The sequence below is a fragment of the Arthrobacter sp. GmRoot5-12 genome (assembly GCF_059739365.1).
The window spans coordinates 726,722-738,276 of record NZ_AP046056.1 but is presented as its reverse complement, the minus strand read 5'-3'; the positions used below and the strand labels follow the sequence as shown (position 1 = coordinate 738,276).

Below are 11,555 nucleotides of genomic sequence, written 5' to 3'. Positions count from 1 at the left end.
GTCCCGAAAGGGCAACAATGAACACCGCAGACAATGCCGTCGAAATGCGTTCGATCTCCAAAGGCTTCAATGGCGTCTCCGTGCTGAAGGACGTCAGCTTTGACGTCCGGAAGGGCGAAGTCCACGCCTTGGCAGGCGGTAACGGCGCCGGAAAATCCACGCTCATGAAGATCCTCCAGGGCGTTTACCAGATGGACGCGGGCGAGATCCGCATCGGCGGGAAACCCACCGTCATCAACTCGATCCAGGAAGCCAAGGCAGCCGGCATCGGCATGGTCTTCCAGGAATTCAGCCTGGTACCCAGCCTGACCGTGGCCCAGAACATTTTCCTTGCCGCCGAGCCACTCGGTGCGGGCGGGTTCATTGACGACAGGGCCTCGGTCCGGCGGGCCAAGGAAATCTTCGCCGACATGGAGGTCGATGTAGACCCCCAGGCTGAGGTCTCCCGGCTGGGTACCGCGTACTGGCAGCTGACCGAGATCGCCAAGGCACTCTCGCAGAATGCGCAGGTGCTGATCATGGATGAGCCCACCGCCAGCCTTGCCCGGCACGAGTCCGAAGCGCTCTTCGAACTGATTGACCGGCTCAAGCAGCGCGGGATTTCCATCATCTATATCTCCCACCGGATGGACGAGGTCTACCGGCTCGCGGACCGGATCACCATTCTCCGTGACGGCCGCCGGCTCCTGACCGAACCATTAAGCGCGGTGACGCCCGAACAGATCGTCGAAGGCATCGTTGGCAAGAAAATCGAAGGCCAACTTGCCTACCGCGAGCGGGCGGACGTGGCCCATGGGGGAGCACCCCTGCTGGAGGTCCGCGGCCTGAACGTCGGGCGGCGGGTGAAGGACATCTCCTTCACGCTTCGGCCCGGCGAGATCCTGGGGCTGGCAGGGCTCATGGGAAGCGGGCGCACCGAACTTGCGCGCGCCCTGTTCGGCATCGACCGGCGTGACAGCGGTGACATCCTCATCCGGGGGAAGAGAAGCACCCTAGCCTCACCGCAGCAGGCCATCCACGCCGGCATTGCCCTCATCCCCGAGGACCGGCGGGCGCAGGGCCTTGTCCTGGACCACTCGGTCCGCGACAACCTCCTGCTGCCGCTGCTGGGCCAGATTCAGCGGGGACCCCTGCTGGACGGTGCCAAGGGCAAGGAATTGTCCTCGTCCCTGATCAAGAAGTTCGCAGTCAAGGTGGCCCACCCCCACCGTCCTGTGCGGCTGCTCTCCGGTGGCAACCAGCAAAAGGTGGTCATCGCCAAATGGCTGGGCACCAACCCGGACATCCTCATCCTCGATGAACCGACGGCCGGCGTCGACATCGGCACCAAGAGCGAAATCCTGGACATGATCCGCGAACTCGCCAGTGCCGGCAAGGCCGTCATCGTCATCTCGTCCGAGTACCCCGAACTACTCGCGGTCAGTGACCGCGTCCTCGTCCTCAAGGACGGCTCCGTCATCCGTGACATCCCCCGCAGCGAGATCGCTGACGAGGAATATCTTCAACTTGCAGTCCAGGGAGTCTGACCAGTGAGCAACGCAAACACCATCACCCCGCGCGAGGCCGCGGTAACCCGCAATTTCGGGTCCATGCTGAAAGAGCTGGACTGGCGGCGCTACGTCATCTACATCGGCTTCGTCGTCGTCTTCATCTTCTTCGCGGTCCTGCTGCGGGACCAGGGCTTCCTGTCCCCGCAGAACCTCCTCAACATCTTCCGGCAGACGGCCACCATCACGGTCATCGCCGTCGGAATGACGTACGTCATCTCGTGCGCGGAAATCGACCTGAGCGTGGGCTCCGTGGCAGGCCTTTCCAGCGTCTGCACGGCCATGGCCCTGGCACAATGGGGCCTGGTCCCCGGCATCCTCGCGGGCCTCGCCGTCGGACTCGTGGTGGGCTCCGTCAACGGTGCACTCGTCAGTCTCCTGGGTATCCCTTCCTTCCTGGTGACACTGGGCATGCTGGGCATCGCCGTCGGTGTGGCGCAGTGGATCACCGCCTCGGCCCCGCAGCCGATCCTGGACGACACCTTCAACACGCTGTTCGGGTCCGGAGACTTTGGCCCGGTGCCCGGCCTGGTGGTCTGGAGCGCAATCTTCGTCGCCATCGGCGCCGTCGTCCTGAACCGCACCAGGTTCGGCCGCCAAGTCCTCGCAACGGGCGGTAACCGCAACGCTGCCGAGTTCACCGGCATCAACACCAAGCGCATCAAATTCCAGGTGCTCCTCATCTCGGGCATGGTGGCCAGCGTTGCCGGCATGCTGTACGCCGGCCGCCTCCAGTCCGGCCGGTTCCAGTGGGGATCGGGCGATGAGCTCTCCGCGATCGCCGCCGTCATCCTGGGCGGTACCAGCCTCTTCGGCGGATTCGGCTCCATCATCGGAACGCTCTTTGGCGCCCTTCTGATCGGCCTGATCAACAACGGACTGATCCTGGCCGGCCTGGACAGCAGCCAGCAGCAGGTGGTCCGCGGCGCAATCATCATCCTGGCCGTCGCCCTGGCCCGGAAGAAGTAGCACCCGTGGCTTCCCAACTACGCGCCGGAATTATCGGAACAGGCTTCATGGGTTCCGTCCACGCGCACGCTGTACGTGCAGCCGGCGGTGACGTCATTGCAGTCGCCGGACGCACCCAGGCTTCTGCCGAAGCCGCGGCATCCGCGCTCGGTGCCCGCTTCGCAGCCGAATCCCCGGAAGCGCTGATCGCACGAGCAGATGTGGATGTCATCCACATCTGCACACCAAACGCCACCCACGCCGACCTGGCACGCAAGGCCATTGCGGCAGGAAAAGCAGTGATTTGCGAGAAGCCCCTGGCCACCAGCGTGGATGATGCCCTGGAGCTGCAAGCCCTCGCGGACCAGGCCGGCGTGGTCACCGGTGTGCCGTTCGTGTATCGGTTTTATCCGGCCGTCCGCGAGGCACGCGACCGCATCGGACGCGGCGACGCGGGCAACCTGTGGCTCCTGCACGGCTCGTACCTGCAGGATTGGCTGGTCGGCGCAGAATCCACCAACTGGCGGGTGGATTCAACCATCGGAGGAGCCTCCAGGGCATTCGGTGACATCGGCGTCCACTGGTGCGACCTCATGGAATTCACCACCGGGCACGGAATCACCAGGCTCGTGGCGAAGACCAGCCGGGCCTACGACCAACGCGAAACCGGCGGGCAGTTGTCCTCCGTTGCTACCGAGGACGGCGCCACGCTCCTGTTCGAGACGGACAAGGGTGCCACAGGGTCTTTGGTGGTCAGCCAGGTCAGTCCCGGCAGGAAAAACCGCCTCTGGTTCTCTTTCGACGGAACCGAAGCATCATTCAGCTTCAACCAGGAACAGCCGGACACCCTGCACGTGGGCCGCATCGACTCACGCTCCGAAATCCCTGTCGGCCCGCAAACACTCACCACCCCGGGCGGCCGGCGGTACGCCAAACTTCCCCCGGGCCACCCGCAGGGATACCAGGACAGCTTCAACGCCTTCGTCGCAGACGTCTACGCGGCTGTCCACGGTCAGGAACCCGCTGGCCTGCCCACCTTCCGCGACGGACTACGCGCAGCACTCCTTACCGAGGCGGTCGTAGCCTCGGCTGCCCAGCAGCGGTGGGTGGACGTTCCCAACACAGACAACCTCATCGGATCACCCAGATCTTCCCCGGCAGCTGAAAGGCAGAAGCAATGAAACTCGGTTACTGTTCCATCACCTGGGGCGGCGTGGTCGGCCATCCGCAAGGCGTGACGAGCGTGAAGGACCTCTTCTACATGACCCATGGGTCCATGCGGGACGCCGTCCAGGACATCGCATCAGTCGGCTACCAGGGTGTTGAAATGTTTGACGGCAACCTCGTGGAATACGCGGAGAAGCCCGAAGAACTCAAGGAAATCCTGGGCACCGCCGGAGTCGAACTAACAAGCGTCTATACCGGGGCGAACTTCATTTACGCCGACATACTTCCCGACGAGCTGCACCGGATCCGGCGTGCCGCCGAGCTGGCTGCCAACTTCGGAGCGGAACGGCTCGTCGTAGGAGGCGGGGCACGCCGCGCGGCCGGCACCACCGACGAAGACTACCGCCGGCTCGGCGACGCGCTGGACCAGGTAACGGACATCGCAGAAAGCTTCGGGCTGTCGGCAAGCTACCACCCGCACCTGAGCACCATCGTCGAGAGCCCGGACGAGCTGGAGAAGCTGATGCCGCTCACGCGGATCGGCTTCTGCCCGGACACGGCCCATCTTGCTGCCGGCGGCGCGGACCCAGCCGCCGTCATCCGCAAATACCCGGACCGTATCCGGCACGTCCACCTCAAAGACTTCCAGCCGGACCCCTTCAACTTCCTCCCCCTGGGGCAGGGCGAGCTGGACTTCCCGGACATCATCGCCGCAATCCGGGAAAGCGGGTATGACAGCTGGCTCATGGTGGAGCTCGACAACTACGACGGCGACCCCCGGGAAGCAGCAGTCCTCAGCAAGAAGTACCTCGACAAGCTCCTCTCTCACTAATTTTCAACCGCAGGGGACTGCCACAGCCGGCAGCTGCCCCGCCCTCCGGAAGGAACAAGATTCACATGCAGAACCTCAACGTCGGCCTCATCGGAGGCGGCTTCATGGGCAAGGCCCATTCGCTCGCTTACGCCGCCATGCCCATGTTCTTCTGGCCTGCACCGGCGCTGCCCGTCCGCAAAGTCATTGCGGAAGCCACCCCGGATCTCGCGGCGGAGGCGGCCCGCCGCTTCGGGTTCGAGAACTCCACCTCGGACTGGCGCAGCATCATCGACGATCCGGACATCCACGTGGTGGACATTGCAACGCCCAACCACCTCCACGCCGAGATTGCCATTGCCGCGGCCGAAGCGGGCAAGCACATCATCTGTGAAAAGCCCCTGGCCCGTACGGGCGAAGAATCCAAGGCTATGTACGACGCGGTCAAGGACAAGAACATCGTCCACATGGTTGCCTTTAACTACCGCCGCACGCCCGCCGTCGCGCTGGCGAAGAAATACATCGAAGAAGGCGCAATCGGGCAAGTTCTCAACTTCCGTGGGACCTACCTGCAGGACTGGAGCGCCGACCCCAACTCCCCGCTGTCCTGGCGCTTCCAGAAATCCATCGCAGGTTCCGGCGCCCTCGGCGACATCGCAACGCACGTCATTGACATGGCGCGCTACCTGGTCGGCGAGTTCAGCGCCGTCAATGCCCTCCTGTCCACCTGGATCCCCGAGCGGCCGCTGCAAACCGGCGGCGCCGACGCGCTGGGCACCGTCCGCGGCGAAGAAGGCCCGCGCGGCCCGGTTGATGTGGACGACGAGGTCATGACCATGATCCGCTTCGCCAACGGCGCTGTGGGTTCGGTGGAAGCTACACGCAATGCCCACGGACGGAACAACTACATCACCTTCGAAATCCACGGGACCGAAGGAAGCATCGTGTTCAACTACGAGCGGCGGGATGAACTGCAGGTCTGCTTCGCATCCGACCCGGGTGACCGGCGGGGATTCCGCACCGTCTACACCGGGCCCGCACACCCCTACGGCGAAGGACTCTGGCCCATCCCTGCCCTCGGCATTGGATACGGCGAAACGAAGATCATCGAGGCGCACGACTTCTTCAAGGCCATTGCGGAAGGCGGCAGCGTCAGCCCGAGCTTCGCCGACGGCTACCAGGTGGCCGTCATCGATGACGCAATCGTCGAGTCTGCTGCAAAAGAAGCGTGGGTCGAGGTTCCGCAGATCGACGCATGACCAACGGGAGGGGCGGCGGCCATGCCGCCCCTCCTGCCGGCATAGGAGCACCCCAGGAGGTAAAAATTGGGACAGACAACGGTCAGCCAAGTAGAAGCGCAAGCCTGGCTAATGCCAGTGTTCACCGCAAAAGCAGGGCACGAAGCCGCGCTTCATGAAGCACTCCTGGGGCTTCAGTCCGCGAGCCGAAAAGACGCCGGATGCCTGGAATACACCGTCTTCTCCGATGATCAAAGGCCAGGTACTTTCATCCTTTTTGAGGGATGGGCCCGCCGCGACGACCTCGCCGCCCACAACGAAGAAGACCACGTAAAGGAATTCGTGAAAGGGGTGCAGTCACTGCTGGCCGAACCGTTCTCCGTAACCCCCATCACCCCGCTTACCTGACACTGAACGGTCCTCCAAGCGCAACGAAACAGGTAGTCGCAGCCCAAAAGACAGGTACCGTCCAACGGTGACCGTGGGGTTGCCCGGTCTATAGACTCCGGCTCAGCAGGTGATCTTCGTCAGGGTTGCACGAACGCCCCAGGACAGGATTTGCTCTCGAAACGGGGGAAGCGTGATGCAGCTACTGAGTACGGGGTCCGGGCGATACCAGGGTTCACCTTCATCCGCTGCCCGCCTTCGCGGCCGGAGTGTGGCACTCATCGGGACGATCCTGGCGGCCCTCATGCTGGCGGGCAGTATCCCGGCAACCGCTGCGGCCACGGTGACCTCCACCATTCCGGTCGGCTCAAGCCCCAGGGACGCCGCGTTCACCCCGGACGGATCGAAAGCCTACGTCACCAACTGGGAAGCCGGCACGGTGTCGGTCATTGATGTCGCGTCGGGCACGGTGGCTTCCACGATCCCGGTCGGGCCGTCTCCGCTGGGTGTTGCGGTGGCCCCGGACGGGTCGATTGTTTACGTCACCAGCGGGGATTCCGACATGGTGTCGGTCATCGATGTCGCGTCGGGCACGGTGGCTTCCGCGATCCCGGTCGGGGCGGCTCCGTTCGCCGTTGCGTTTGCCCCCGACGGGGCGATGGCCTATGTCACCAGCGGCGGCAGCGGTTCAGGCACGGTGTCGGTCATTGATGTGGCCTCGGGCACCGTGGCCTCCACAATCCCGGTGGGGCCGCTTCCGAACGCCGTGGCGTTCGCCCCGGACGGGTCCACGGCCTACGTCACCAACGGGCAGGACTCCAACATGGTGTCAGTCATCGACGTCGCCTCGGGCACGTGGACCTACACGATCCCGGTCGGGTCATCTCCCACCGGCGTTGCGTTCACCCCGGACGGGTCACAAGCCTACGTCGCCAACAACGAGGGCGATTCCGTGTCGGTCATCGACGTTGCGTCGGGTACGGTGGCCTCCACCATCCCGGTCGGGTTTGCCCCGGACAGTGTTGCGGTCGCCCCGGACGGGTCGGCGGCCTACGTCACCAACTCCGGTGCCGACACGGTGTCGGTCATCGACGTCGCGTCCGGCGCGGTGACCTCCACCATCCCGGTCGGGACCCATCCGACCGGTGTCGCCGTGTCCCCGGACGGGTCGGCCGCCTACGTCGTCAACACCGTTTCCAACACGGTATCGGTCATCACCGTGGACGCAGCACCGCCGGTGTTCACCGCGGCCACACCGCCCACCAAGGCGAACACGCGGACCGCCTACAGCTACACGTTCGCCGCCACGGCTGCCCCCGCCCCCTCCTTCCACGTGTCCTCCGGTGCACTGCCTGCAGGCCTGAGCCTGGACGCGGCCACGGGTGTCCTGTCCGGCACCCCGGCCAAGGCCGGCAAGTTCACGTTCAGGGTGACCGCCGCCAACGGTGTCAGCCCCCATGCGGTTACGGACCGCATCACAATCACCGTGACCAAGGCGAAGGCCCGCTGAGCGGACACGCCACGGTCGTCGAACAGCCGTAAGGCTGGCGGACGCCCGGCCTGGAAGGAACGACGACGGCGATACGCAAGTGCCGCCGTCGTCCTTCCTGCCCTGCCTGCTGGCCACAGCCCGGGTGGCCGGGAAAATATCAAGGGGCTTTCCCCCTATCCAGCCGGGCCACGCGCGCGGAAGATAAGCCCATGAAAAAGCTTGTGCTGGCGAGCTTCGCCGCCCTTCTCCTGGTTATTGGCTCCTTTCTGGGCGGTGTGGTCCCCGGCAACGCCGCGGCCGACCCTGCCATCACTGCAGGGCAGATCCTGGTCAAGTTCCGCGACAATGCCGCCGCCGCGGGCGCCCTCAGATCGCACGGGCTGACCGACGGGCCCGACGTCGGCAGCACCGGCGCGCACCTGATCACCGTGCCGGCAGGGAAGGAGCTGCAGCTGGTCGAAGCGCTGGGCCGGAACCCCGCCGTGGAGTACGCCGAACCGGACTATGTGGTCACTCCGGCATCGGACGACACCTACTTCTCCAGCCAGTACGCGCTGCAAAACACAGGCCAGTTATTCACGAACACCGCCGGTACCGTGACCGTAGACAAGGGCAAACCTGACGCCGACGTGGACGCGGTGGAGGCTTGGACCGTCACCACAGGTACAGGGATCCGGGTGGCTGTCCTGGATTCCGGCGTCGCGATGGACAACCCCGACATCAACCCGAAGGTCGTGGCGCGGACCAACTTCACCACGTCCAGGAGCAACGACGACAACTACGGCCACGGAACCCACGTCGCCGGAATCGTTGCCGCCACCGCCAACAACGGCATGGGTGTGGCCGGCGTGTGCCCGGGATGCAGCATCCTGGCCGGGAAAATCCTCAGCGACACGGGGATGGGATCAAGCTCAGGCCTGGCGAACGGCATCAACTGGGCCGTCAAGAACGGCGCGAAGGTCATCAACATGAGCCTGGCGGTCGGCGCGTCAACCACCCTGGAAACTGCGGTCAATAATGCCTGGAACGCGGGTGTGGTGCTGGTTGCTGCGGCCGGCAACGGTGGGAACACCTCCATGAATTACCCGGCCGCGTACCCCAACGTCATTGCCGTGGGCGCAACCGACAACAACGACACGAAGGCGACATTCTCCACCTATGGCACGTGGGTGGACGTGGCAGCGCCGGGGGTCAGCGTCTACTCCACTTTCCCCAACCACAAGTTTGTCCTTGCCAGGGAGTACAACCGATCCCAGGGGTATGACATCGGCAGCGGCACCTCGATGTCCTCGCCTGTTGTCGCCGCGGTGGCCGCGCTCGCCCGCAGTGCCAACCCCGGCGGCACCACCTCGGACATCCGCGCCAAGGTCGAATCCACCACCGACGCGGTTGGCGACATCGGGAAGGACTGGGCCCATGGCCGGGTTAACGCCTGCAGAGCGGTCGGGGCGCTAGGTTGTTGACCCTTCCGGCGGCGTGGAGCCCGTTGTAGGGTCGTGGCGTGATCGTCCCCGATATCTCCCAGAACGCCGTGGCGGTGGCGGATCACTACGACGAGCTCGACCCCATCTATCGCCAGGTCTGGGGCGAGCATGTCCATCACGGCCTCTGGGTAACCGGCCATGAGACACCCGGCGAGGCCGTCGAGGCGCTGGTCGAAACAGTTGGCGACCGGCTGGGACTGATGCCGGGCCAGGCGTGCATCGACATCGGCTGCGGTTACGGCTCCACAGCGAGGCGGCTCGCAGTGACACGAGGTGTCCGGGTCACCGGCTTCACGTTGTCCGCTGAGCAGGCCCGCTACGCCGCTGCGCATCCCGTACCGGACGTGGACATCCAGGTCCGCGACTGGCTCGCCAACGGGCTGGCCGACGCCTCGGCCGGTGCGGCGTGGGCGATCGAGTCGAGCGAGCACATGGTCGATAAACCCAGGTTCTTCGCCGAGGCGCACCGCGTGCTGTCACCCGGCGGCCGCTTCGTCATCTGCGCGTGGCTCGCCGAGACCGGTGCCAGCGGATGGAAGGTCCGCCACCTGCTGGAGCCGATCTGCCGCGAAGGGCGCCTGCCCTCGATGGGCACGCGCGAGGAGTACGAGGCGATGGCAAGGGCGGCGGGCTTTACGGTCACCGGCTATGAGGATGTCAGCCGCCGCGTCGCCCGGACCTGGCCGATCTGCGCCGGCCGACTCGTGAAGTTGTTGCTCACCGACGGCGAGACGCGGCGTCTCGCCCTTGGCGCACGCAACCGCAACTCGTTCCTGGGCATTCCCCGCCTGATCCTGGCCTACCGCACCGGTGCGATGCGATATGGCATATTCACGCTCGCCAAGGCTGCGGAGAGCGGGCCGTAGCCCGCACGCCAACTGCCTCAGGGCAGCGGCTGCCGTTCGCCCACTCTGACGGAGGACGACGGCGGCAGGTACTCACGCCGTCGTCGTTCCATCCGCCGCTGCTGGCCCGGAGACGGAATATGCGCACGCTTGGCCCGGTTGCACCTGGCGCAGGCTGCCACGAAGTTCTGCAGACTGGTGGAACCGCCCTTGGACCACGGGTAAAAGTGGTCGCCGTGCTCGGCCGGCCGGCCGCAGCGACGCCCAAACCCGGCTTCCAGCTCGCATAGCCCGCCAGCGCGGGCCATCCCTTCGCGGCGCTGCTGGCGGGTGAAGCGCCGCACGGGATCCCGGCGTCGTAGGTCCCGGCTGGTGATGATGGCGGCCGCAATGCCTAGAACGACGGCGGCCACGCCGGGGACAGTGACTGCGGCGACGACGCCGTCGAACAGGCTGCGCAACACCCCGGCGGCGGAGGACGCTCCCGCTCCCGCAGCCGGAGCTGCCTTCGACATGAGCGCTGACATCACCGCGACAGCGAGCCAAACCATCACCGCTGAATACGCCAGGCGAAGCCCCTGCCGGGTCCAATAGATGCGGCTGAGTTCCGGCATAGATCCCCCCTGTTTTGTTCGCCGGAAGCCCCCGATCCCGGTCGTCCAGGAAATCGTATAGGCCGGGTGGAAGCCGATGTCCCAGGTTTTACCCAGTTTTTGCTGAACTTCCCCAATCAGGGCCAGCCGCCGTGGGAAGAAGTAACTGTCTGTAAGGATGAACCCATGAATCAGAGCATCATCCGCCAATTCCAGGAATCTGTCACCGTCAAGGCATCAGCCGAGACCCTCTACGACCTGGTCTCCGATGTCACCCGGACCGGTGAGTGGAGCCCGGTCTGCACGTCGTGCTGGTGGGACGACCAGGACAGCGCCGGCCAACCCGGCGCCTGGTTCACCGGGCGTAACGAGCTTCCGAACCGGACCTGGGAGACCCGCTCGCAGGTGGTGGCTGCCGAACGCGGCCGCGAGTTCGCCTGGGTGGTGGGCGGCAGGTTCGTCCGCTGGGGCTTCACCCTCACCCCGGCAGCAGACGGAACCGTCCTGAGCGAGTCGTGGGAATTCCTGCCGGAGGGAATAGCCATGTTCAAGGAGAAGTACGGTGAGGTGGCTGACGCCCAGATCGCCGACCGCACCCAGCAGGCCATGGACGGCATTCCGACAACGCTCGCGGCTATCAAGCGGATTGCGGAGTCCATCGAGTCACACGAGGAAGTCAGCTCCTAGGACCGGATTTCAGGACTCATGGCCGGACGGGGGTGGCCGCCTCTTTTCCCAGCACCGTTGTCCAGGGGCGGGCGGTCCAGGACGTCACGACGCCAGCTTTGACGTAGGGATCGGCGGCTGCAAAGGCCTTTGCCGCCTCGAGTGCGTTCTCGCCGGTGAAGATCAGCAACCCGGTGAAGGGTCCGTCACCAACGGCCCCGCCCAGCAGAAGCTCGCCGCGTTCCACTGCTTCCCAGCCCGCCTTGAGGTGGTCTGAACGGTATTGTTCGCGGGTCTGAAGGTAGTTGTCCTCGTAGGTGTATTCGAGCACGGCGTGCATGTGGTTCCGTCCATTTCGTTGAGTGGTTTCGCTCGTT

The 11,555-nt window shown here is 65.1% G+C and carries 12 protein-coding genes; 10 read left to right on the top strand and 2 right to left on the bottom strand.

The features are described from left to right. The first annotated feature begins 17 nt into the window (after positions 1 to 17). The 9 genes from AC6JAM_RS03350 to AC6JAM_RS03310 all read left to right on the top strand — a co-directional run bounded on the left by AC6JAM_RS03350 (position 18) and on the right by AC6JAM_RS03310 (position 9,940). On the top strand, positions 18 to 1,526 hold the full coding sequence (locus tag AC6JAM_RS03350; RefSeq protein ID WP_497934043.1) for a sugar ABC transporter ATP-binding protein: 1,509 nt from the start codon (positions 18 to 20) through the stop codon (positions 1,524 to 1,526). Between the two features lie 3 nt (positions 1,527 to 1,529). Continuing rightward, the gene (locus AC6JAM_RS03345; protein WP_495635410.1) at positions 1,530 to 2,516 is read left to right on the top strand and encodes an ABC transporter permease; all 987 of its coding nucleotides are present in this window, start codon (positions 1,530 to 1,532) and stop codon (positions 2,514 to 2,516) included. Positions 2,517 to 2,521: 5 nt separating this feature from the next. Beyond that, on the top strand, positions 2,522 to 3,676 hold the full coding sequence (locus AC6JAM_RS03340) for a Gfo/Idh/MocA family protein (protein WP_497934042.1): 1,155 nt from the start codon (positions 2,522 to 2,524) through the stop codon (positions 3,674 to 3,676). After that, the gene (locus AC6JAM_RS03335; protein WP_497934041.1) at positions 3,673 to 4,494 is read left to right on the top strand and encodes a sugar phosphate isomerase/epimerase family protein; all 822 of its coding nucleotides are present in this window, start codon (positions 3,673 to 3,675) and stop codon (positions 4,492 to 4,494) included. The genes AC6JAM_RS03340 and AC6JAM_RS03335 overlap by 4 nt, the downstream gene beginning before the upstream one ends. Before the next feature lie 65 nt (positions 4,495 to 4,559). Beyond that, positions 4,560 to 5,732, top strand: coding sequence for a levoglucosan dehydrogenase (locus tag AC6JAM_RS03330; RefSeq protein ID WP_497934040.1), 1,173 nt, complete (start codon positions 4,560 to 4,562; stop codon positions 5,730 to 5,732). 66 nt (positions 5,733 to 5,798) lie between these two features. After that, positions 5,799 to 6,119 carry a putative quinol monooxygenase gene (locus AC6JAM_RS03325; protein ID WP_497934039.1) on the top strand — a complete coding sequence of 107 codons (321 nt, stop codon included), beginning with the start codon at positions 5,799 to 5,801 and terminating at the stop codon, positions 6,117 to 6,119. Between the two features lie 250 nt (positions 6,120 to 6,369). Then, complete coding sequence (locus tag AC6JAM_RS03320) at positions 6,370 to 7,608, top strand: beta-propeller fold lactonase family protein (protein WP_497934038.1); 1,239 nt, start codon at positions 6,370 to 6,372, stop codon at positions 7,606 to 7,608. A gap of 191 nt (positions 7,609 to 7,799) precedes the next feature. Then, positions 7,800 to 9,053, top strand: coding sequence for a S8 family serine peptidase (locus AC6JAM_RS03315; RefSeq protein ID WP_497934037.1), 1,254 nt, complete (start codon positions 7,800 to 7,802; stop codon positions 9,051 to 9,053). Positions 9,054 to 9,091: 38 nt separating this feature from the next. Beyond that, a complete protein-coding gene (locus AC6JAM_RS03310; RefSeq protein ID WP_497934036.1) occupies positions 9,092 to 9,940 on the top strand; it encodes a class I SAM-dependent methyltransferase in 849 nt (282 codons plus the stop codon). Positions 9,941 to 9,957: 17 nt separating this feature from the next. On the opposite strand, the gene AC6JAM_RS03305 is transcribed toward AC6JAM_RS03310, so the two are convergent. Continuing rightward, positions 9,958 to 10,533, bottom strand: a complete 576-nt coding sequence (locus AC6JAM_RS03305; RefSeq protein ID WP_497934035.1) for an HNH endonuclease — start codon at positions 10,531 to 10,533, stop codon at positions 9,958 to 9,960. A 165-nt stretch (positions 10,534 to 10,698) separates the two neighbouring features. Here AC6JAM_RS03305 and AC6JAM_RS03300 point away from each other — a divergent pair, with 165 nt between their 5' ends. Then, the gene (locus AC6JAM_RS03300) at positions 10,699 to 11,199 is read left to right on the top strand and encodes an SRPBCC family protein (RefSeq protein ID WP_497934034.1); all 501 of its coding nucleotides are present in this window, start codon (positions 10,699 to 10,701) and stop codon (positions 11,197 to 11,199) included. Positions 11,200 to 11,215: 16 nt separating this feature from the next. Here the strand turns inward: AC6JAM_RS03300 and AC6JAM_RS03295 are convergent, their stop codons facing one another. Beyond that, a complete protein-coding gene (locus tag AC6JAM_RS03295; RefSeq protein ID WP_478222208.1) occupies positions 11,216 to 11,518 on the bottom strand; it encodes a YciI-like protein in 303 nt (100 codons plus the stop codon). Positions 11,519 to 11,555: the final 37 nt, after the last annotated feature.

Excerpts from the sequence above, each read along its gene's own strand:
- AC6JAM_RS03350 (WP_497934043.1), top strand. The coding sequence starts at position 18 with ATGAACACCGCAGACAATGCCGTCGAAATGCGTTCGATCTCCAAAGGC.
- AC6JAM_RS03335 (WP_497934041.1), top strand. The coding sequence starts at position 3,673 with ATGAAACTCGGTTACTGTTCCATCACCTGGGGCGGCGTGGTCGGCCAT.
- AC6JAM_RS03330 (WP_497934040.1), top strand. The coding sequence starts at position 4,560 with ATGCAGAACCTCAACGTCGGCCTCATCGGAGGCGGCTTCATGGGCAAG.
- AC6JAM_RS03315 (WP_497934037.1), top strand. The coding sequence starts at position 7,800 with ATGAAAAAGCTTGTGCTGGCGAGCTTCGCCGCCCTTCTCCTGGTTATT.
- AC6JAM_RS03305 (WP_497934035.1), bottom strand. The coding sequence starts at position 10,533 with ATGCCGGAACTCAGCCGCATCTATTGGACCCGGCAGGGGCTTCGCCTG.
- AC6JAM_RS03300 (WP_497934034.1), top strand. The coding sequence starts at position 10,699 with ATGAATCAGAGCATCATCCGCCAATTCCAGGAATCTGTCACCGTCAAG.
- AC6JAM_RS03295 (WP_478222208.1), bottom strand. The coding sequence starts at position 11,518 with ATGCACGCCGTGCTCGAATACACCTACGAGGACAACTACCTTCAGACC.